This window comes from Micromonospora humidisoli, from assembly GCF_016900955.1.
In the GTDB taxonomy this organism is placed as follows: domain Bacteria; phylum Actinomycetota; class Actinomycetes; order Mycobacteriales; family Micromonosporaceae; genus Micromonospora; species Micromonospora wenchangensis.
In genome coordinates this window covers 274,038-294,758 of sequence record NZ_JAFEUO010000005.1, presented here as the reverse complement: position 1 = coordinate 294,758, position 20,721 = coordinate 274,038, and the positions used below count along the sequence as shown (strand labels likewise).

Here is a 20,721-nt window from a genome sequence, read left to right as displayed (position 1 = left end):
GCTCGTCCTCCCACCCGCCGGAAACCCGGCGTCGACCATGGTTGATGGCGTGCGCCGGCCGGGCCGGCGTCGCCGTGACCACAAGATCATGGCCCACGGGTACGACACTTCCACGGCCTCCCGCCGTACCGTCCCGCGGTCCGGTCCGACCGGCGGCACCGACCGGCCGCTCCGTCACTCTCCGGGGTCCGGACGCCACCCCTGGCGGCCGGCCTCGCGCACGCGCTCCCCAACGGTGTGCGCAGCCAGCACGGAAAGTGATATCGGATCCCGTCACTTTCCGTGGTTCGCGTCGGGTCGCGGACCGTGGGCGCACCCCAGGGGTCTGCGCTACCGCGTCGGCTGGCCGCTGCCGTCGGCGGTCGCTCCGCGACGCTCCCCGGCGGCCCGGGTGTCGGCGGCGACCGGTTGCCGCAGGATGGTGCGCCTGCGGTCGGGCGCGACCCTACGGAAGTCGCTCAGGTAGATCTCGTGATGGGTGCCGGTCAGTCGCAGTCCGTGGGTGGGGACGAACTCGTGATGCAGGCGGGCCAGCACGGCGGCCTCGTCGTCGAAGGAACCGACGTGCAGGGTCTGCACGCACCGTCCCTCGGCCAGCCGCTCCAGCCGGACGTCGTCGAGCCGACCGGGTGGCCGCTTCGCCCCGGCCAGCGCGACGGCGGCGGTGACCATGCCCGGCGCGATCCAGTCGGGGACCATGAGCATCAGCGTCCAACGCCACCGTGACGTGTCCCGCGCGCTGGTGAAGGACGTCATGTCCTCGGCCCACCACAGGCCCTCCAGCGGCGGGACCACGTAGTCCCGCCCGAGCTCCCGCCTGCTGGCGAACTTCACCCGGTAGGCCACCGGATAGAGCGCCTCGACCGCCCCGGTGAAGGCCGGTGCGCTGTTGGGGTCGCCCCGGCCGTCGATCATCAGGTACTGCATGTCGGGCACGTCGACCAGCCGGAACCGGCCCTTGTGCGCCCGGTAGGCGTCCAGGGTCCGCCGGAAGTCGACCTTCCCGTCGGCGGGGTCCGTCACCGGCATCGGTCTACGCCGCCCGTGAGTTGGCCCGTCGTCCCGTCGCCGGAGCGGACCGGACACCTGGTCATCTCCCGGCCCTCCTTCCGACGGTCCTTCGGCCACCACGTGCCCGGGCGGGTCCGACCGACACTATGTCAGGAGGATTCCCGGGCAGTCGACGGCCGGCGAGTCTGGGATGCTGTCCCGCATGCCCGCCTTTCCGCCGACCTTCGCCGAAGCCGTCGTCGCCCAGCCGCTGCCTGCGCAGTTCGAGACGTTCCTCGACGAGCATCGCGCCGCGCTCGACGGCTGCCTGGAGGGGCTGACCGAGGAACAGGCCCGCCGCTCGCTGGTGGCCTCCCGGACCACGCTGCTGGGCCTGGTGAAACACGCGACCTTCGTGGAACGGGTCTGGTTCGACGAGGCCGTCACCGGCCGGTCGCGCGCCGAGCTGGGCATCCCCGTCGCGTCGGAGGAGTCGTTCGTGCTCGACGACGGCGACACGATCGCCAGCGTGCGGCACACGTACCGGGCGGCCTGCGCGGCGTCCCGCCGGGCGACCGCGACGCTGGGCCTGGACGATGTCCTGTCCGGGCACCGGATGGGACCGGTCCCGCTGCGGTGGGTGTATCTGCACGTGCTCCGCGAACTCGCCCAGCACTGCGGGCACGCCGACATCCTCCGCGAGCAGATCGTCGACGGCTGACGGTCCCGGCCCGGGACGGGTGTGCGCAGGGTCAGCGGTTCCGGTTGCGGGGGTGCCGTTTGGCGGTCCGTTCGTTGCCGTGCCGGTAGTTGCCGGTGAGGCGGGCCATCAGCTCCTGCGGGTCGTCGCTGTCCACGTCGGTCAGGAACCGTGCTGCGGCGACGCCCCGCAGCACGGTGGCGAGGCGGCCGTGGTGCAGCAGTTCCACGTCCCCGTTCTTGCGTAGGCGGTAGGTGAACCCCTCGGGTGTGCCGGACATCGCCACATCGTCCCGGCCGGCCGGTCGGGACGCGACCCGATTACGCCGCGCCGTTTTGGACGTCCGTCGGTGGCGGGCGTACGCGAGCCGCGTTGCCGCCCTCGACCACGGTCGAACGGTGACTACCGGTGACTTCACGGGTACCCGCGCGCCGGGTGGAGTGCCGCACTGGCACACGGTGCGGCGGGGTCAGGTGAGCTTTTGTCGCCTTCGGGACAGTTCGTGGCCTTGGTGGACATCGAAACCGGTGCTTGTATTGACCGCAGGTCGAGATTCCGGCGAATCGCCCAGCGATCGTCGGCTGTCCCGCACCTCCGAGGTCGTGCGCCGAGTCGCGGAGTGAGTGCCATGGCGTGGAGTTGGAACAGGAAGAACCTGGCGGTTGCGATCTGCGGGGTGCTGGCGACCGTCCTCTTCGGTGTGGTGGCGTGCCTCCAGTCCGAGCAGGGCGAAGGGCACGGCGACAGCCAGTCCCAGACCGGTGGCACCGGCAACAAACAGGCGCAGAACGGTGGCCAGGCCGCCGATGTCATCAACAATGCCAACATCTTCCAGAACGGCGCCAGGGAACTCACCCGCGAAGAGGCACTGGAGCGGGCCGAGAGTTACGCGGACGTTCCGCCCCCGGCAGGTGATCTGGCACCGTACCTCGTCGTCGCTCCCGGCCACCTGTTCGTCCGCACGTCGCCGGGGCCGGAGGGCAGGCGGGCCGGTGCGGCATGGGACAAGACCCTGGTCTACGCCGGCTGTTCGACCACCTCGAGCTTCGATCCGGTCCTGGACGACGAGGTCGCGGGCGTCTGGATCAAGATCCGTTGGCCACGACTCGATCCCGGGGACGACATGCGCTCGTCCCAGTCGTCCGACCCGTTGCAGGGATGGGTCTACGCGGGACGACTGGTGCCGGCCGGCCACAACGGCCGGATCCGTACGTGTTGACCTGCCTGCCTGCCTGCCTGCCTGCCCGTCCGGCACAGCCGCTCGACGGGCGGCGGGCCGGGCGGCTCAGGCCGGGACGGGGTGGTCCGCCTCGAACCGCTCCCGGGTGAGGAACGCCAACTGCGCGCGCTTGTCGGGCATGTCGATCTCGTCGGCGAAGGTGAACCCCTCGCGTTCCAGCCGGCGCAGCGCGAACCGGTTGCGCACGTCGGGCTCGACCACGATCCGCAGCCGGGTAGGGTCGCGGAACAGGAACCGGGCCAGCGCCGGGCCGACCGCGTCGGTGAGCCCGCGCGGGGGCCGTCGGCCCGGGGCGAGCAGCAGGTGCATGCCGATGTCGCCGGGGCGTACCCGGTAGCGTTCCCCGACCGGGTCGGCCTCCGGCCGGTAGGTCTGGAACAGACCCACCGGCGTGCCGTCCAACCCGACCACGTATGCGTGGTGGGTGCTCAGGCCGTCGATGAACGTGTAGACCTCGCGTACCTCCTCGACGGTGTACGACCCCATGCCCCAGAACGTCGCGCGGGGCTCGGTCACCCAGCCGTGCAGCAGCGTGGCGTGGGCGGCCGGGTCGACCACGGTGAGGGTCAGCTCACCGAAGCCGGGGATCTGCTCCTGGTAGGTCACGGGGTCCTCGTCTCGGGGTGCGGTCAGGGTGTGCCAGTCGGTGCCGACGGGGATCAGCCCACCGGTGGCCCACAGCGGCAACTGGTCGGCGAAGTGCGGGTCGTCGGGGCGGCCGGAGACGCCGAAGGGGACGATCCAGCGGCTCGCCGCCCGGTCGGTGAGGTCCCACACGTAGCGGGCGACCGGCCCGCGCCAGCACGCGTCGGAGACCCCGGGGACGCTGGAGGTGGCCAGCACGCAGTCGGTGTCACCGCCGAGCACGGTGGCCGCCCGCATCGCGGCGACCCGTTCGGTGACCGCGTCGGACACCCCGAGGTGCAGCGGGTGCAGCAGGTGCCGCCGTCCCCAGGTCCCGGCCGGGTGACCGGCGGCGACGTCCTCCAGGGCGGCGGCGGCGAGTGGTTCGACCGCGCCGCCGAGGCGGGGCAGCCCGGCGACCACCCCCTCCACGGCGTGCCCGATGCGGGCCAGCGGGTCGGTCCATGGCGCGAAGAGGGGGTCGAAGCCGCCGGGGGAGTGCAGCGGCCCCAGCGCGGGGTGCGCGGCCAGCCGGTGGACCAGCGCGGCCCGCCAGGCGGCGAACGCCCCGGCGTCGACGCTGTCGGCGGCCATCCGACCGTCCCATCCGGTCAGCCGGTCACGTAGTTGTCGGGCCGGCGCGCTCAGCGGTGCCGGGTCGAGCCGGGCGAGCAGGTCCCGCAGGACCGTCGACCCACGCCGGGTGTCCATGTGGACGTCAGGGGCGGCGACGCCGTCGGCGAGCAGGGCACGGATGCGGCGGGCCCGGTGCGGCGGGGCGAAGTCGACACCGAGCGCGGCGGTGTCGTCGCGCCTGTCGTTGGCGCAGACCACCGGCTCGCCGACCTCGACGGGCTTGGGCGTGGCGTAGTCGCCGCGCCACCGGTAGCGGGGGTCCCAGCCGGGCACCGGTTCCCGCCGGCACCTGTCGTCGCGCTCGGGCACCAGTCCGGCGACGAGCTGGTGCACCGTGCCGTGCCGGTCGGCGACGAGCACGCTGTTGACCGGTTCGACCCAGCCGCGCAGCGCGTCGGCGACGTCGTCGGCGGTGCGGGCCCGCAGCAGCGGCAGCAGCGCCTCGAAGCCGAGGTTCCCGGTCACCCGGGTCGGGGTGCGCAGGCTGAGCGCCTCGCCGGTGTGCCGGTCGTGGTCGATCACCGGCCCGCGCGGGGTCTCGATCACCTCGACGGTCTCGGTCGCGCCGCCGCGTACCTCGATCCGCTCGATGTGCCGGTGGGCCGGCACCCAGCCGTCGGCGTCGCGGACCAGCACCCGGTCGCCGTCGCGGCGCAGCTGTTCGCGGTAGAGGTCCTGGTAGTCGGCCATCGCGTTGGTGACCGCCCAGGCGACGTCACCGGCGTGCCCGAAGTGCGGCAGCCCCGGCACGCCGGGGAAGGCCAGCCCGACCACGTCGAACTCGGGGCAGGCGAGCCGGATCTGCTGGTAGATGCCGGGCAGTTCGAGCAGCCGGTGCGGGTCACCGGCGATGACCGGCGCGCGGCCGGTCACCGGGTCGGCGGGCAACGCCCAGGCGTTGCTGCCGGAGCCGCCGGGCCCCTCGACGGCGAACAGGTCGCGGGCGTGCGGGCCGAGGGTGGCGGCGACGTGGGCGTGCCACAGCTTCTGCGGGAAGGTGCCGAACAGGATGTGCTGGACCAGGAACACGCCCAGCGGCGACCAGGGTCGCCACCGGCCGGGCGTGCTGCCGGTGGCGGCGAACTCCGGGGCCGCCGCCGCGCCGGCCGGCAACGCGTCGTTGACCCCGTCGGCGTACGCGGCGACCCAGCGCCGGGTGGCCGGGGTGAGCTGCTCGAAACAGCGTCGGGCGGTGTCGTCGAGACGGGCCCGCCGGGCGAACCGGTCCCAGCCGAGCTCGCCGGGGCCGACGTGGGCGGCGAGCCGGCCCTCGGCCCGCCACCGTTCGACCTCCAGCTGCCAGCCCCGGTCGGTGGCGGTCACCCGGCCCTGCCATCGGGCCAGCTCGTCGACGGTGTCGGCCCACAGGTGCGGTACGCCCCACCGGTCGCGGTGCACGCCGGTGGCCGGACGACCGTCCGGTTCGGTGCCGGTCCCACTCTCCACAGGACTCCCCAGGTAAGTTACCCTCGCCTAACTTAGGCGGACCTTACCTGGAGGGCGTGTGAAACGGAACTGGGAGGCCCTGGTGCTCAAGGCCATGGGCGGCCGGGACTTCCGGCTGACCGTGCGCGGCACCGAGCCGGTCGGCGAGCACTACCAGCGGCTGCTGATGGACGACGGCGGCCTGCTGGCGGCGGCCAAGGTGCACCCCACCATGTGGATCCGGCTCTGGTTCGACGACGCCGGCCGCCCGCACCAGCGGGCGTACACCCTGGTCGACCCGGACCCGGCAGCCGGCCGGTTCAGCCTCGAGTTCGCCCTGCACGACGGCTGTGCGGCCCGCTGGGCGGCCGGCGCGCAGGTCGGTGACACCATCGTTGCCACCCTCCAGGGCAGCGCCTTCGCTTTGCCCGACCCGGCCCCCGCGCACCTCTACCTGGTCGGTGACGCCGCCTCGCTGCCGGCGGTGAACAGCCTGCTCGACGCCGCCGTCGGCATCCCCGCCACGGTCTGGCTGGAGTACGCCCACCCCGGTGAGCAGGCACTCACCCCGCGCGCCGGGGACCAGCACCGGGTCACCTGGGTGCCGCGTGGGCAGGACGGGCAGCAGCTCGTCGACACCGTCCGGGCGGAACTGCCGGCCACCCCGGACGCCCACTACTGGCTGGCCTGCGAGGCGGGCAGCACCCGGGCGCTCACCCGGCACGTGCGGCGCACCCTCGGCGTGGGCAAGCAGCAGCTCACCGCGCTGGGTTACTGGAGCGCGCGGTGACCGGACGCCTCGGCACGCTCACCACGCTCTACGTCACGCAGTACCTCGGCATCGGGTTCATCACCGTCGGGTTGACCGCCATCCTGCGTGACGGCGGCACCTCGCTGGACACCCTGGCCCTGCTCCAGTTCGTCGGCCTGGTCTGGCCGCTGAAGTTCCTCTGGGCCCCGCTGATCGACAGGTACGGCTCACGCCGGCTCGGGCACTACCGGTCCTGGCTGCTGCCGTTGCAGGCCGGTCTGGTGCTGACCCTGCTGGCGCTGCTGCCGTTCGCCGACCCGACCCGGCAGCTCGGCCCGGTGGTGGCGATCTGCGCCGCCTATGTCTTCCTCTCCGCCACCCAGGACATCGCCGTCGACGCGGTCGCCGTCCGGGTGCTGTCGGAGGGGACCCGGGGCGCCGGCAACGGCATCCAGGTCGCCGCGAGCTACCTGGGCAACCTGCTCGGCGGCGGCGCGTGCGTGCTGGTCTACGACCGGTTCGGCTGGCTGCCGGCGATCGGTCTGCTGGCCGCGTTGACCGCCGTCGGCCTGCTGGTGGTGTGGCGGCTGCGGGAACCGGACCGGGTGGCCCGGGTGGCCGGCGCCGGACAGGCGTACCGGGCGCTGCTGTCGGTGTTCGGGCAGCCCGGCTGCCGCTGGTGGACCTTCGGCGTGGTGCCGCTGGTCTACACCGGAGCCGGGGCGGCCTATGCCCTGGTCACCCCGGCGCTGGTCGACGCGGGCTGGTCGCTTTCCCGCATCGGCGTGGTCACCGGTGTGGTGATCAGCGCCCCGGCGATCGTCGCCGGGCTGCTCGCCGGGGTCGGGGTGGACCGGTTCGGCCGGGCACGGCTGCTCGTCGTCGGGGGAGCGGCCCTCGCGGTCTCCACCGTCATGCTGCTGCCGTTGCTGAACGGGCGGGCGCCGCTGGGGCCGACGGTGGCCGCGCTGTGCTGCTTCATGGCCGCCTACACGGTGGCCAACGTCGTGCTCTACGTGGTCAACATGGACTATTCCCGGCCGGGCACCGGGGGCACCGACTTCACCGTGCTGTCGTCGTTCGGGCTGATCTGTTCGTTCCTGGCGGCCTCGGTCGGGTTGGCCGCCGCCGGTCGGGTCGGGTATCCCGCCGTGGCGCTCGCCTCGGTGGTGCTGGTCGCCGTCGGCGTCCTGGTCGGGTTGGGCCACCAGCGCCGGTTCCGGGCCGGCACGATCCGGCCGGCCGAGCCGGCGGTTCCGGACGTCACCCCGGTCGGCTGAACCGGTGATCGGGGGGCGGGGTGTCAGCATTGACAAGCATTTAGGTTAGGATAACCTAACTAGGCGAGATCAACTGGGCCGCCGGGACGACCTGACCCGCCCCCGTCCCGCCCGCGCCCCCGTCACCGACCGTCGAGGACTGCTCATGAGCCTGCCCGGATCCACAATCGAGGCCCCCGTGACCGGGACGCGTCCCACCGCACCCCGCGCCCACCTGTTCACCGCCGGCACCGTCGAGGACTACCGCCGGGCCGTCACCGAGGGCATCGACCGGGTCGCGGCCCGGGTGGCCGGCGTCGACCGGCCGGGCACCGGCATCACCCCCGACGAGCTGGCCCCCCGCGTCGCCGGCATCGACCTGGACCGACCGCTCGGCGACACCACCGCCGCCCTCGACGAACTGCACGACGTCTACCTGCGCGACGCGGTCTACTTCCACCACCCCCGCTACCTGGCCCACCTCAACTGCCCGGTCGTCATCCCCGCCCTGGTCGGCGAGGCGGTGCTCAGCGCGGTCAACTCCTCCCTGGACACCTGGGACCAGAGCGCCGGCGGCACCCTGATCGAACGCCGGCTGGTCGACTGGACCGCCGGGCGGATCGGCTTCGGCCCGGCCGCCGACGGCATCTTCACCAGCGGCGGCACCCAGTCCAACCTCCAGGCGCTGCTGCTGGCCCGGGAGGAGGCGTACGCCCGGATCGTCGGCGGCGGCCCTGATCGGCCCAGCCGGCCCGAGGTGCTGTCCCGGCTGCGGATCATCACCTCCACCGCCGGGCACTTCAGCGTCCAGAAGGCCGCCAAGCTGCTCGGCCTCGCCGCCGACGCGGTGCTCACCATCGCCACCGACGCCGGCCGGCGGATGCGTACCGACGAACTGGCCGAGACCCTCGACCGGTGCCGCCGCGACGGCCAGACCGTGCTCGCCGTGGTCGCCACCGCCGGCACCACCGACTTCGGCACCATCGACCCGCTGGACCGGATCGCCGAGATCTGCACCGCCGCCGGGGTCTGGCTGCACGTCGACGCCGCGTACGGCTGCGGTCTGCTGGTCTCGCCCACCCGGCGGCACCTGCTGACCGGCATCGAACGGGCCGACTCGGTCACCGTCGACTACCACAAGTCGTTCTTCCAGCCGGTCAGCTCCAGCGCCCTGGTCGTCCGCGACCGGCGGGTACTGCGCCACGCCACCTGGCACGCCGACTACCTCAACCCGGCCCGGATGGTCGAGCGGCGCATCCCCAACCAGGTCGACAAGAGCCTGCAGACCACCCGCCGGTTCGACGCCCTCAAGCTCTGGCTCACCCTGCGCATCATGGGCCCCGACGCCATCGGCAGCCTCTTCGACGAGGTGGTCGACCTTGCCGCCGCCGCCTGGCGGCTGCTCGCCGACGACCCCCGCTTCGAGGTGGTCACCCGCTCACAGTTGAGCACGGTGGTGTTCCGCTACCTGCCCCCCGGTGCCGGCCGCGACGTCGTCGACGACGCCAACCTGTACGCCCGGGAGGCGCTGGCCGCCTCCGGCGCGGCGCTGGTCGCCGGCACCAAGGTCGACGGCGCCCACCACCTCAAACTCACCCTGCTCAACCCCGAGACCACCCTGGACGACATCGCCCACGTGTGCGACCTGATCGCCGAACACGCCGGCTGGTACGCCCGCACCCGCGCCACCGCCTAGCTGCCCAGCCCCGTCGGCTGACCACCCCGCCCTGGAGAAAACCCCTGTGTCGACCCACGACTTCATCGCCGTCGGGCTGGGCCCGTACAACCTCGGGCTGGCCTGCCTGACCGCGCCGCTCGACGACCTCGACGGCCTGTTCCTCGAAGCCCGCGACGAGTTCGACTGGCACCCCGGCATGCTGCTGGACGCCACCCGGTTGCAGACGCCGTTCATCGCCGACCTGGTCACCCTGGCCGACCCGACCTCGCCGTACTCCTTCCTGAACCACCTCAAGGAGGTCGGCCGGCTCTACCCGTTCTACATCCGGGAGAGCTTCTTCCCGCTGCGCCACGAGTACAACGAGTACTGCCGCTGGGCGGCGGCGAAGCTGTCCTCGGTGCGCTTCGGCCACCGGGTCACCTCCGTCGAGTACGACCCCGCCGACGAGCGGTACGTGGTGCACGCCGTGGTGAACGGCGAACCGGTCACCCACCGGGCCCGGCACCTGGTGCTGGGCACCGGCACCCCGCCGTACGTCCCGGACGCCTGCCGGGACCTCGGCGGCGACGTCATCCACAACTCCCGCTACCGGGAGCACCGGGCGGCGCTGCGGGCCAAGCGCAGCATCACCGTCGTCGGCAGCGGCCAGAGCGCCGCCGAGATCTACCACGACCTGCTCACCGACCTCGGCACCTGCGGCTACCAGCTCAACTGGGTCACCCGGTCGCCGCGCTTCTTCCCCCTCGAATACACCAAGCTCACCCTGGAGATGACCTCGCCGGACTACGTGGACTACTTCCACGCCCTGCCCGAGGTGACCCGTTACCGGCTGGAGGGCACCCAGAAGAGCCTGTTCAAGGGGATCAACGCCGACCTGATCAACGACATCTTCGACCTGCTCTACGCCCACCGGGTGCACGGGCCGGTGCCGACCCGGCTGCTGACCAACACCGAACTCACCAGCGTCCGCTACGACGGGGCCACCGGCCGCTACACCCTCGGGCTGCGCCAGATCGAACAGGAACGGGACCTCACCCTCGACACCGAGGGGCTGGTGCTGGCCACCGGCTACCACTACCGGGTGCCGCAGTTCCTCGACCCGATCCGCGACCGGCTGCGCTTCGACGCCCACGGCCGCTTCGACGTGGCCCGCAACTACAGCATCGACCACACCGGCCGGGAGGTGTTCCTGCAGAACGCCGGCACCCACACCCACAGCATCACCTCACCCGACCTGGGCATGGGCCCGTACCGCAACTCCTGGATCATCCGGGAGCTGACCGGACGCGAGCACTACCCGATCGAGCAGCGGATCGCCTTCCAGGAGTTCGGCGTCCCGGCGGGCGGCACCCGGTGACCACCGTCGTGCACCGCCGGCACGACCCGGCCCTCGGCGAGTTCACCCTGCGCACCCTCGACCCGGAGGGCGACGCCGGGCTGCTGCACCGTTGGGTCACCCACCCGAAGTCGGCGTTCTGGCTGATGCAGGACGCCGACGTCGACCGGGTCGCCCGGGAGTACCGGGCGATCGCCGACCACCCGCACCACGACGCGTACCTCGGCTGCTGGCGAGGGGAACCGACGTTCCTGGCCGAACGCTACGACCCGGCCCGGGTCGAACTGGTCGGCCTCTACCCGCCGGTTGACGGCGACGTGGGCATGCACTTCCTCTGCGCCCCCACCGACCGGCCGGTGCACGGCTTCACCCGGGCCGTCATCACCACCGTGCTGGACTGGCTGTTCGCCGACCCGGCCACCCGACGGGTGGTCGTCGAACCCGACGTGCGCAACACCGCCGTGCACGCCCTCAACGCCGCCGTCGGCTTCACCGTCGTCGGACCGATCCGCAAACCGGAGAAGGACGCCCTGCTCAGCGTCTGCACCCGCGACCAGTTCCTGGCCGCCACCCGAGGAGACGTGCCCGCGTGAACCCCGCCGCATCCGTGGCCCACCTGATCCCCGCCACCTGGGCCCAGGCCAACCGGCTGCTCGTCGCCAAGGCGCTTGCCGAATTCGCCCACGAACGCCTGATCGAGCCCGCCGCCACCGGGGACGACCGGTGGGCCGTCCGTACCGACGACGGTACGGTCGAGTACCGCTTCACCGCCCGCCGGTTCACCCTCGACCACTGGCAGATCGACCCGGAGGGCATCACCCGGCGGCGCGGCGACGAGGACCTGCCGCTCGACGCCGTCGACCTCTGCCTCGAACTACGCGGCGCGCTCGGCCTCAGCGACCAGGTGCTCCCCGTCTACCTGGAGGAGATCACCTCCACTCTGGCCGGCACGGCGTTCAAGCTGACCCGGCCGGCGGTGGACGCCGGCGAGCTGGCCCGCGCCGACTTCCAGGCCATCGAGACCGGGATGACCGAGGGCCATCCGTGCTTCGTGGCCAACAACGGCCGGATCGGCTTCGGTATCGGCGAATACCACGTGTACGCCCCGGAGGCCGGCCGGCCGGTGCGGCTGGTCTGGGTCGCCGCGCACCGCGACCACGCCACCTTCAGCAGCGCCGCCGACCTCGACTACGCCACCCTGCTGCACACCGAACTCGGCCCGGACACCCTGGCCCGGTTCACCGCCACCCTGACCGACGCCGGCGTCGACCCCGACGACTACCTGCTCATCCCGGTGCACCCGTGGCAGTGGTGGAACCGCCTCGCCGTCACCTTCGCCGGTGAGGTCGCCCGCCGACGGCTGGTCTGCCTCGGCGAGGCCCCCGACGAGTACCTGCCGCAGCAGTCCATCCGGACCTTCTTCAACGTCACCGAGCCGCGCCGGCACTACGTCAAGACCGCGCTGTCCGTGCTGAACATGGGCTTCATGCGCGGCCTGTCGGCGGCCTACATGGAGGCCACCCCGGCGATCAACGACTGGCTTCTCGACCTGGTCACCGGCGACCCGGTGCTCGCCGGAACCGGGCTGACCATCCTGCGCGAGCGGGCCGCCGTCGGCTACCGCCACCCGCAGTACGAGGCGGCCACCGACCGCTACTCGCCGTACCGCAAGATGCTGGCGGCACTGTGGCGGGAGAGCCCGGTGCCCGGCCTGGCCCCCGGCCGGCGACTGTCCACCATGGCCGCCCTGCTGCACACCGACCGCGAGGGACGGTCGCTGGCCGCCGCCCTGATCACCGAGTCCGGCCTGCCCGCACGGCAGTGGCTGCGCCGCTACCTCGACGCCTACCTGGTGCCGCTGCTGCACAGCTTCTACGCGCACCGGCTGGCCTTCATGCCGCACGGCGAGAACGTCATCCTGGTGCTGCACGACGGCGTGGTGGAGCGGGTCATCTTCAAGGACATCGCCGAGGAGATCGTGGTGATGGACCCCGACGCCGACCTGCCACCGCTGGTGCGCCGGGTCCGCGCCGCCATCCCCGACGACGAGCAGCTGCTGACCATCTTCACCGACGTCTTCGACTGCTTCTTCCGCCACCTCAACGCCGTGCTGGCCGGGGCCGGGGTGCTCGACGAGGACGACTTCTGGCGTACCGTCGCCGACTGCGCGAGCGACTACGCCGCCCGGGTGCCGCACCTGGCCGACCGGCTGCGCCGGCACGACCTGTTCGCCCCGGAGTTCACCCTGTCCTGCCTCAACCGGCTGCAACTGCGCAACAACCAGCAGATGGTCGACCTCGCCGACCCGTCGGCGGCGCTCCAGTTCGCCGGCACCCTGACCAATCCGCTCGCCCGATACGCCCCGCCCCGATGACCACCGCGCTGCCCGCCGCGCCCCCCGGCCCGGCGACGCCGCTGCGGTCGCGCTGGCTGATCCTGGCGGTGCTCTGCCTCGCCCAGCTGACCGTGGTGCTGGACAACACCGTGCTCACCGTGGCGGTGCCGGTGCTCACCACCGAACTGGACGCCAGCACCACCGACATCCAGTGGATGATCAACGCGTACGCGCTGGTGCAGTGCGGGCTGCTGCTCACCGCGGGCAGCGCCGCCGACCGCTACGGCCGCCGCCGGATGCTCGTCGCCGGCCTGGTGCTGTTCGGCGTCGGCTCGCTGGCCGCCGGGCTGGCCCGCTCCGGTGACCAGCTGATCGCCGCCCGCGCCGGCATGGGGGTCGGCGGGGCGCTGCTGGTCACCGCCACCCTCGCCGTCGCCATGCAGGTCTTCGACGGGGCCGAACGCTCCCGGGCGATCGGCATCTGGGCGGCCACCAGCGCTCTCGGCTACGCCGCCGGCCCGCCGATCGGCGGGATCATCCTCGCCCACCTGCCCTGGGGGGCGATCTTCCTGGTCAACGTGCCCATCGTGCTGGTCTGCCTGGTGGCCGGCCTGGCGTTGGTGCCGGAATCCCGCGACCCGGTCGGCGGCCGGCCCGACATCGGCGGGGTGCTGCTGTCCACCGCCGGCCTCACCGGCGTGGTCTGGGCCATCATCGACGGCCCCGAGCGCGGCTGGACCGCACCGCCGGTGCTCGGCGCGGCCGGTGTCGGCGTGCTGCTGCTGGCCGCGTTCGTCTGGTGGGAACGGCGGATCGCCGCTCCCATGCTGGACATGCACTTCTTCACCGACCGGCGGTTCGTCGGCGCGGTCACCGGCGTCGTCCTGATCACCTTCGGGTCCACCGGCGCGCTGTTCCTGCTCACCCAGGACCTCCAGTTCGTCCGCGGCTACCCGGCCTGGGAGGCGGGGCTACGGATGGTGCCGTTCGCACTGTCCATCGTGCTGCTCAACCTCGGCGGGGTCGCCACCCGCCTGATCCGCCGGCTCGGGGTGCCCGGGGCCATCGCGCTGGGCATGGTGCTGCTCTCCGCCGGCCTCACCCTGGTCACCCACGTCCGCACCGACGGCTACGCCGTGCTGCTGACCGGGTTGCTGGTGATGGGCTTCGGTTGCGCCCTGGCCAACCCGGCCATCGTGGAGGCGGTGATGAGTTCCATCCCCCCGGCCAAGGCCGGCGTCGGCGCCGGGATCGACGGCACCATGGCCGAGGTGGGCGGCAGCCTCGGCATCGCCGTACTCGGCGCGGTGCTCAACGCCCGGTTCGCCGCGCTCGCGCCGGTCGCGGTGGCCGGCGCCGGGTCGTACCCGGCCGCGCTGGCCGCCGCAGGCGATACCGAACGCGGTCGGGTCACCGACGCCTTCTCATCGGCGCTGGTCACCGGGCAGACCGCCGGGGCGGTGGCGGTCCTGGCCGGTGGGCTGCTCGCCGCCGGGCTGCTGCGCCGCGCCGAACGCACCCGCTGACCGGCCGGGCCACTCAGCGTTCGGGGCCCGGTGCCGGCCAGGCCGCCGGAATGCGCTCCAGCAGCCCACCGGCGAACACGTCGCGCAACCCGAGCGGCTTGAGGTGGACGTACCCGATGTGGCAGTCGCAGAGCGCGGCGTCGCACGCCCGGGGTTTCAGTGCGGCCCGCCACGACCCGTCGTAGAGGTTGCCGATCGGCGTGGGCCGGAAGTGGCAGCGGCGCACGGTGCCGTCGCCCGCTACGGAGATCGCTGTCTCCCCGGCGTGGCAGGGCCGGTCGAGCGACGGGTGCGGACGGACGCTCCAGCCGAACAGCGGGTCCAGCGCCGTCCAGGTCGCCTCCTGCCCGGCGGTGTAGTGGTGCCCGTCGGCGGCATTGACCCACAGGTACACCTCGCCGGGCAGGGCGGCGCGCAGTGCCCGCGCCTCGGCCAGGTGCTCGGGCAGGCCGACCACCCCCACCGAGTAGCGCACGCCCAGCTCGGACAGCCGGGCGCAGCGGGCGAGGAACCGCCCCCGGGTGACCTGCCCCGGGTGGTACGTCGTCCACAGCGCCGCCGTCGCCAGGTCGGCGTCGGCCAGCCAGTCCACCCGGGCGGCCAGGTTGGTCTGGATGACCACCCGGTCGACGTGCGGCAGGTGCGACAGCGTCACCATGGCGTCGCGGTACCAGCTGCGGGTCAGCCCCTCGCCCCACGGGGTGAACAGCACCGACAGCCGCCGGTCGGTGGTGGCCGCCACCCAGCCGGTGAACCGGTCCAGCGCCGCCCGGTCGGCGCGCAGCAGCTCCGGCGGGTCGATCCGCTTGGCGAACGGGCAGTACGGACAGTCGTAGTTGCAGCTCGCCAACGGCCCCCGGTAGAGCACCGCCAGCTCCACCCCGACGTCGGCACCCCCGGCACCCGAACAGCCCGGCTGCGCCGCCCGGGGCGTGACGGGGTGCAGCGGCAGCGCCGTGCGGGACGTGCCGGCGTGTGGCGGCAGCAGCGGCCGGCCGGTCACCGGGGCACGTACCCGGTCATCGCCTGCCGGACCCGGGCGGAGGTCAGCCACGGGCCGATCGCGTCGGAGCGGGCCAGCCCGGCCGGGGTGAGCCGCAGCCCGTCGGCGTCCGCCCAGCCCCGGTCGGCCAGGCGTCCCAGCTCGGGGAAGTCCTCGCCCGGCGGCCGGCCGAACCGGGCGGCGTAGGCCGTCGCGTCGACCCCCTCGGCGCGCAGCAGCGACTTGAGCAGCCACCGGCGGCGCTGCTCGGCGCCGTCGAGGGCGAACCCGAACTCGGCGTACCGGAAGTCGTCCGCCGGCCGGCCCAGGTAGTCGTCCAGCACCGCCCGGACCTGCGACACCGCGACCGCGTAATCGAACGAGTAGTGCAGCGCGGTGGTGTAGGAGCGCGCCCCGCAGCCGAGCCCGACCATGCCGTCGTCCTGGCAGCAGTAGTCCGGCCCGTCCGGGGCGGGCACGTCGACACGGCGGAACTGCCGCATCGACTCCTGCCGGTAGCCGGCCGCGCCGAGGATCTCCACCGCCTGCTCGTAGAGGGCCAGCCGGTGGGCGTCCCAGTCGGCCCGGCCGTGTGCCCGCCGACCCAGCCCGGTCAACGGCCGCACGTAGAGCGGGTACAGGTACAGCTCCTCCGGCCGCCAGGCCAGCGCCGCGTCCAGGCTCTCCTGCCAGGTCGCCGCCGTCTGCCCGTCGATGCCGTAGATCAGGTCGATGTTGAGCACCGGGACCGCCGCGGCCCGGATCGCACCGAGCGCCGTCTCGACCTCCGCGCGGCGCTGCGGCCGGCCGGCGGCCCGTGCCTCGACGTCGAGGAAGCTCTGCACGCCGATGCTCACCCGCTGCACCCCGTGCGCCGCCAGCACCGTGAGCCGGTCCGGCGTCGCGGTGGCCGGCGACGTCTCCACCGACAGCGGTACGCCCGGCAGCCGCGCCCCGGAGGTGCCGGTGACGATGTCGAACAGCTCGGTCAGCTCGTCGGCGGTCAGGTAGGTGGGGGTGCCCCCGCCGAAGGCCACCCGGGCGTACCCGGCGTCGTCGCCGAGCGCGTCGGCGACCCGCCCGGCCTGTCGGCGCAGTTGCCGCAGGTAGGCCGTCACCTGCTCCTGCGGGGCGTTGGCCCGGGTGAACAGGTTGCAGAAGCCGCAGCGCATCTCGCAGAACGGCAGGTGCACGTAGAGGAAGAGCGCGTCGCGGGCCTCAGCCCGCCACACGTCGGCGAGCAGCGGCCGGGGCCGCAGCGCCCGGTAGGAGGTCTTGTGCGGGTACGCGTAGAGGTACTGCTGGTACGGCGAGCCGTCGAGGCCCGTGTCGGTGCTGGTCACCATTCCCCCGGTCGCAGAGTGAAGTGGGCGTACGGGACGGTCCAGACCACGTCGTGGCCAATCCGGTGGCCGGTGTGCCCGTCCTCGCCGTACGCCGTGCCGTGGTCGGAGCAGATGATCGTGAACACCGGCCGTCCCCGCCCGGTGAGCAGGGCGAACAGCCGGTCGACCCGGGAGTCGACGTACTCCAGGGCGGCGGCGTGGCTGTCCCGGCTGTCGTGCGCCGCGCCGGGCAGGTGGTGCCGGTTGGGTTGGTGCAGGGCGGCGACGTTGAGGAAGGTGAACACCGGCCGGTCGGCGGGCTGGCCGGGCAGCACCTCGGCCAGCCGGTCGAGCTGAGCGTCCAGGCAGGTGGGGGAGGTGACCCCGAACTCCGGTTCCCAGTGCGCCTCGGCGAACAGGTCCGGCAGCACCGACCCGAGCGGGCTGCGCCGGTTGAAGAAGCCCACCCCGCCCAGGCAGAGCGTGTGGTAGCCGGCCCCGGCCAGCGCGGTCGGCAGGTCGGGGGCGTCGAAGACCCAGGTGTCGTCCCCGGCGGTCTCGCTGCCCGGGAACGCCGCCGCATAGAGCCGCTCGTGCCGGCCCGGTCCGACCGGGTTGGGCAGGAAACCGGCGAAGAAGGCGTGGTGCGCGGCGTAGGTGAAGCTGGCGGGGGAGTGCCGCCGCTCCCACCGCCCGCCCGGCAGCACCCGGGCCAGCCGGGGTGTCCGACCGGCCCCGGCCAACTCGTCGGCCACGTCGAAGCGCAGCGTGTCGAGGGTGACCAGGCAGATGTCGTGACTGCCGATCAGCGTGCGCATCCGACCTCCTCCCGCCACCTGTCCCACCGGCCGCTGGTCAGCGCGTGCACCTGCTCGGCGTAGGTGTCCCGGCCGTCGGCCAGCACCCCGGGCAGCAGGTCGCCGAACGCGTTGACCTCGGCCACCGCGTGCCGCTGCCAGCCCACCAGGAACATCAGGTCGACCCCGACGTGCAGCGACCGGGGAAAGCAGGCCGCCGCCTGTTCGCAGGTCCGCATCGCCGCCGCCCAGGCCGTCGGGCCGGCCGCCGCCCGCAGCGCGTCCAGGTCGCCACGGGCGTTGCCCAGGTGCAGGTTGGTCAGCGGTCCCCGGGCGGCCCGGACCACGGCGTGGGTGGCCCGGCCGGCGACCACCACCACCCGCAGGTCGACCACCCGGTCGGCCAACCCGGCCTTGGGCAGCCACCGCTCCACGTGCAGGCCCTCCGGGGCGAGCCGGTCGACCAGGGCCGCGACGGTCGCCTCGTCGTCGTAGCGGCGCAGCCGCAGCGAGTTGAACAGCCCGTCCGGGGTGACCTCGATCGGGGTGACGGCCTGCACCCGGCGCGGCCCGACCGCGAGGGCGATCACGCCGGCCGCCGACGAGCCGTGCGCCGGCTTGACGAACACCCGGTGCCAGCCGGCCGCCGTCATCGCCGCCCGCAACTGCGGATAGCCGCCGACCGGCGGGAGCGCCGCCGGCACCGGCACCCCGGCGGCCGACAGCAACGCGTGGCAGCGGCGCTTGTCGCACAGCGCCGCCACGTCGTCGGGGTGGTTGAGCAGCGTCGCGCCCCCGGCGGCCACCCGGCCCATCCCGGCCACCAGCCCGGCGTACGTGTCGGCCAGGCCGATCAGCTCCCCGTGCCGGGCGGGGGTGGCCGCGCCGCGCAGCAGCCGGTCCACCTCGGCGTCCTCGCCGGGGGAGTCGACCCGGACCAGGGCGTCGGCGTCCGGCGGGGTCGCCCCGGTGAGCACCCGCGCCCAGGGCAGCACCGCCGGGTCGGGCAACCCCGCCTCGCGTACGGCCCGCCGGAACAGCGCGACCCGCCGGTTGTCGGGGTTGCCCACCACGGTCAGTCGCATGTCACTCCGACACCGCCGTGTAGCGGTAGGTCTCCCCGTCGTCCTCGTCCGGTTCCTGTGGATCGGAGACGTCGACCTCGACGCCGGGCAACGCGGCGACCACCCGGTCGGCGGCCTCCTCCGACAGGTAGTGGTGGTGCAGGTCGAGGGCGGCCAGGTGGGTCAGCGGCTGCCCGGCGAGCAGCGTGGCCAGCCCGTCGTCGGACAGGGTGCCCAGCGACAGGTCGAGCCGCTCCAACCGGGGCACCACGGCGGCGGTGGCGAGCGCGGCGGCCAACTCGTCGGTGATCACGGAGTTGCGCAGCCCGAGCCGGCGCAGCGCCGGGAAGAGCTTGCCGGCCAGCAACGGCTCCAGGTCGGCCACGGTGGTGTCGCCGCCGTAGTCGTCGGTACCCAGCCACAGGTCCAGGTGGTGCAGCGCGGGCAGCTCCGAGGCGAGCACCGCGGCGACGAACTCCCGGGACAGCCCGCCGCTCTGCACGGACAGCGTCCGCAGCCGCCCGTGCCGCACCGGGGAGAAGCTGAAGTCCTCGCCGCCGCGTACCCGCAGCACCTCAAGCTGCGGGTAGGCCGTCAGCAACGGGCTGACGTCGCCGACCCGCATCCAGGAGACCTCGCACTCCTCGACGACCATGTCGCCGAGGAACAGGGCCCGCAGCCGGGGCAGCCGAGGAGCAGCCGCGCAGAGCTGGGCGATCGGGGCGTGGTGGAACGCCGCGTATCCCCAGGCCCCGACGACGAGCGCCTCGACCCGGTCACCGACCTGCTCGACGAACCTGTCGAACCGGTCCCGGAACTGCTCCGACAGGATGTCCTGCCGGGTGTCGCCGTCGAAGTGCCAGTCGGCGATCCGCCAGCAGACCGGACCGTCCACGGCGGGCGGTGGACCGTCGGCGGGGAACTCGACCACCGGCAGCCCGGCGAACGTCTGCGCGTGGGAACCGAACGTCATCGTCGCTCACTCCCCGACCGCGGTGAACCGGTAGACCGTGCCGTGGTACTCGTCGGGGGTCTGCGGGTCGTCCAGGTCGACCTGGACGCCGGGCAGCGCGTCGGTCAGCCGCTGTGCCACCTCGGGGGAGAGGAAGTGGTGGTGCAGGTCGAGGCGACGCAGGTGGGTCAGCGACTGCCCGGCCAGCAGCGCCTCGGCACCCGGGTCGGTGAGCACCCCCATCGACAGGTCGAGCACCTCCAGCCGGGCCACCACCGGGGCGGTGGCCACCGCCTTCGCGACGTGGTCGGCGAACTCGGCGTTGCAGACCGCCAGGTGCCGCAGCGCGGGCAGCCGGTCGCCGGACAGGATGACGGCCAGGTCGTCGACGCCGGTGTCGCCGCCGTAGTCCTGCCGGCCGAGCCACAGGTCGAGCCGACGCAGGGCGGGCAGGTCGCAGTCACCCACCGCCCGGGTCACCGCACCGGGCAGGCCGCCGGTCTGGAAGCCCAGCTCCCGCAGGCCGGTGTGGCGCACCGGTTGCAGGGTCAGCTCGTTGGCCCCGCGTACCCACAGGGTCTCCAGCTCCGGGTAGGCGGCCAGCAGCGGGGTGAGGTCGCCGTGGGTCAGCCAGGAGATCTCGCACTGCTCGCTGACCAGGTCGGCCAGGAACACCGCGCGCAGGGCGGTCCAGTCCTTCGCGGCGTCGGCCAGCAGGTCGACCGGGAGGGCCCGCTCGTACGCCGAACCCCACTCGCCGATGACCAGGGCGCGGACCGCCTCACCGGGCACCTCGGCCCGCAGCGCCGTGACCAGGCCGGCGAACTCCTCCGGCTCGGCCTCGAAGTCCTCGACCTCCAGCCGCCAGGCGACGGCCGACGGGTCGTCGGGCAGGGTCATCCCCGGTGTGAAGGCAACCACCGGCATTCCGGCGAACGACGACATGTGCGAACGGATCACGCCTACCTCCGGCTCGACTGGTGTGACAGCGGCGCGACCGTAACAGGCCCGACCGACAGGATGATCAGCCGCAGGTTGGCCGGTCCGACCCGCGCCTACCGGGGGTGCCCGGCCGGTGACGCTTTACAGCGGAAGTCGGGT

The 20,721-nt window shown here is 73.4% G+C and carries 18 protein-coding genes and 1 pseudogene; 9 read left to right on the top strand and 10 right to left on the bottom strand.

Annotated features, from left to right (window positions below; all coding sequences use genetic code 11):
• Positions 1–330: 330 nt before the first annotated feature.
• The gene (locus JQN84_RS20010; RefSeq protein ID WP_307821347.1) at positions 331–1,023 is read right to left on the bottom strand and encodes a GyrI-like domain-containing protein; all 693 of its coding nucleotides are present in this window, start codon (positions 1,021–1,023) and stop codon (positions 331–333) included.
• Between the two features lie 190 nt (positions 1,024–1,213).
• Between JQN84_RS20010 and JQN84_RS20005 the strand changes: the two genes are divergently transcribed.
• Positions 1,214–1,711 (top strand): DinB family protein, encoded by a 498-nt coding sequence (locus JQN84_RS20005; protein WP_204959931.1) that lies wholly within the window; start codon positions 1,214–1,216, stop codon positions 1,709–1,711.
• A gap of 31 nt (positions 1,712–1,742) precedes the next feature.
• Here the strand turns inward: JQN84_RS20005 and JQN84_RS20000 are convergent, their stop codons facing one another.
• Positions 1,743–1,970, bottom strand: coding sequence for a hypothetical protein (locus JQN84_RS20000; RefSeq protein WP_204959929.1), 228 nt, complete (start codon positions 1,968–1,970; stop codon positions 1,743–1,745).
• A gap of 396 nt (positions 1,971–2,366) precedes the next feature.
• Here JQN84_RS20000 and JQN84_RS19995 point away from each other — a divergent pair, with 396 nt between their 5' ends.
• The gene (locus JQN84_RS19995; RefSeq protein ID WP_204959927.1) at positions 2,367–2,909 is read left to right on the top strand and encodes a hypothetical protein; all 543 of its coding nucleotides are present in this window, start codon (positions 2,367–2,369) and stop codon (positions 2,907–2,909) included.
• Positions 2,910–2,975: 66 nt separating this feature from the next.
• Here JQN84_RS19995 and JQN84_RS31510 read toward each other — a convergent pair whose 3' ends face one another.
• On the bottom strand, positions 2,976–3,536 hold the full coding sequence (locus JQN84_RS31510) for a GNAT family N-acetyltransferase (RefSeq protein WP_307821384.1): 561 nt from the start codon (positions 3,534–3,536) through the stop codon (positions 2,976–2,978).
• 6 nt (positions 3,537–3,542) lie between these two features.
• Positions 3,543–5,588: pseudogene (locus tag JQN84_RS19990) on the bottom strand (penicillin acylase family protein); the annotation flags it as partial.
• Positions 5,589–5,694: 106 nt separating this feature from the next.
• Between JQN84_RS19990 and JQN84_RS19985 the strand changes: the two are divergent.
• The 7 genes from JQN84_RS19985 to JQN84_RS19955 all read left to right on the top strand — a co-directional run bounded on the left by JQN84_RS19985 (position 5,695) and on the right by JQN84_RS19955 (position 14,500).
• The gene (locus JQN84_RS19985; protein ID WP_204959925.1) at positions 5,695–6,405 is read left to right on the top strand and encodes a siderophore-interacting protein; all 711 of its coding nucleotides are present in this window, start codon (positions 5,695–5,697) and stop codon (positions 6,403–6,405) included.
• Complete coding sequence (locus JQN84_RS19980; RefSeq protein WP_204959923.1) at positions 6,402–7,646, top strand: MFS transporter; 1,245 nt, start codon at positions 6,402–6,404, stop codon at positions 7,644–7,646. The genes JQN84_RS19985 and JQN84_RS19980 overlap by 4 nt, the downstream gene beginning before the upstream one ends.
• Before the next feature lie 145 nt (positions 7,647–7,791).
• The gene (locus JQN84_RS19975; protein WP_204959921.1) at positions 7,792–9,321 is read left to right on the top strand and encodes a pyridoxal phosphate-dependent decarboxylase family protein; all 1,530 of its coding nucleotides are present in this window, start codon (positions 7,792–7,794) and stop codon (positions 9,319–9,321) included.
• Positions 9,322–9,367: 46 nt separating this feature from the next.
• Positions 9,368–10,660: a lysine N(6)-hydroxylase/L-ornithine N(5)-oxygenase family protein gene (locus tag JQN84_RS19970; RefSeq protein ID WP_204959920.1), complete on the top strand. Its 1,293-nt coding sequence runs from the start codon at positions 9,368–9,370 to the stop codon at positions 10,658–10,660.
• Positions 10,657–11,232, top strand: coding sequence for a GNAT family N-acetyltransferase (locus JQN84_RS19965; protein WP_204959917.1), 576 nt, complete (start codon positions 10,657–10,659; stop codon positions 11,230–11,232). Before JQN84_RS19970 ends, JQN84_RS19965 begins: the two co-directional genes overlap by 4 nt.
• Positions 11,229–13,013, top strand: coding sequence for an IucA/IucC family protein (locus JQN84_RS19960; RefSeq protein ID WP_204959915.1), 1,785 nt, complete (start codon positions 11,229–11,231; stop codon positions 13,011–13,013). The genes JQN84_RS19965 and JQN84_RS19960 overlap by 4 nt, the downstream gene beginning before the upstream one ends.
• Complete coding sequence (locus JQN84_RS19955) at positions 13,010–14,500, top strand: MFS transporter (protein WP_204959913.1); 1,491 nt, start codon at positions 13,010–13,012, stop codon at positions 14,498–14,500. Before JQN84_RS19960 ends, JQN84_RS19955 begins: the two co-directional genes overlap by 4 nt.
• A gap of 13 nt (positions 14,501–14,513) precedes the next feature.
• Here the strand turns inward: JQN84_RS19955 and JQN84_RS19950 are convergent, their stop codons facing one another.
• From JQN84_RS19950 to JQN84_RS19925, 6 genes are read right to left on the bottom strand one after another with little or no spacing between them, the layout of a single operon-like run.
• The gene (locus JQN84_RS19950; protein WP_307821345.1) at positions 14,514–15,503 is read right to left on the bottom strand and encodes an STM4011 family radical SAM protein; all 990 of its coding nucleotides are present in this window, start codon (positions 15,501–15,503) and stop codon (positions 14,514–14,516) included.
• Positions 15,500–16,825, bottom strand: coding sequence for an STM4012 family radical SAM protein (locus tag JQN84_RS19945; RefSeq protein WP_281897734.1), 1,326 nt, complete (start codon positions 16,823–16,825; stop codon positions 15,500–15,502). The genes JQN84_RS19950 and JQN84_RS19945 overlap by 4 nt, the downstream gene beginning before the upstream one ends.
• A complete protein-coding gene (locus JQN84_RS19940; protein WP_204959909.1) occupies positions 16,822–17,625 on the bottom strand; it encodes an STM4013/SEN3800 family hydrolase in 804 nt (267 codons plus the stop codon). The genes JQN84_RS19945 and JQN84_RS19940 overlap by 4 nt, the downstream gene beginning before the upstream one ends.
• A complete protein-coding gene (locus tag JQN84_RS19935) occupies positions 17,613–18,689 on the bottom strand; it encodes an STM4014 family protein (protein WP_204959907.1) in 1,077 nt (358 codons plus the stop codon). The genes JQN84_RS19940 and JQN84_RS19935 overlap by 13 nt, the downstream gene beginning before the upstream one ends.
• Position 18,690: 1 nt before the next feature.
• The gene (locus JQN84_RS19930; RefSeq protein ID WP_204959905.1) at positions 18,691–19,641 is read right to left on the bottom strand and encodes an STM4015 family protein; all 951 of its coding nucleotides are present in this window, start codon (positions 19,639–19,641) and stop codon (positions 18,691–18,693) included.
• Positions 19,642–19,647: 6 nt separating this feature from the next.
• Positions 19,648–20,580, bottom strand: a complete 933-nt coding sequence (locus JQN84_RS19925; protein ID WP_204959903.1) for an STM4015 family protein — start codon at positions 20,578–20,580, stop codon at positions 19,648–19,650.
• Between the last annotated feature and the right edge of the window lie 141 nt (positions 20,581–20,721).

Excerpts from the sequence above, each read along its gene's own strand:
- JQN84_RS19955 (WP_204959913.1), top strand. The coding sequence starts at position 13,010 with ATGACCACCGCGCTGCCCGCCGCGCCCCCCGGCCCGGCGACGCCGCTG.
- JQN84_RS19940 (WP_204959909.1), bottom strand. The coding sequence starts at position 17,625 with ATGCGCACGCTGATCGGCAGTCACGACATCTGCCTGGTCACCCTCGAC.
- JQN84_RS20005 (WP_204959931.1), top strand. The coding sequence starts at position 1,214 with ATGCCCGCCTTTCCGCCGACCTTCGCCGAAGCCGTCGTCGCCCAGCCG.
- JQN84_RS19975 (WP_204959921.1), top strand. The coding sequence starts at position 7,792 with ATGAGCCTGCCCGGATCCACAATCGAGGCCCCCGTGACCGGGACGCGT.
- JQN84_RS20000 (WP_204959929.1), bottom strand. The coding sequence starts at position 1,970 with ATGTCCGGCACACCCGAGGGGTTCACCTACCGCCTACGCAAGAACGGG.
- JQN84_RS19935 (WP_204959907.1), bottom strand. The coding sequence starts at position 18,689 with ATGCGACTGACCGTGGTGGGCAACCCCGACAACCGGCGGGTCGCGCTG.
- JQN84_RS19930 (WP_204959905.1), bottom strand. The coding sequence starts at position 19,641 with ATGACGTTCGGTTCCCACGCGCAGACGTTCGCCGGGCTGCCGGTGGTC.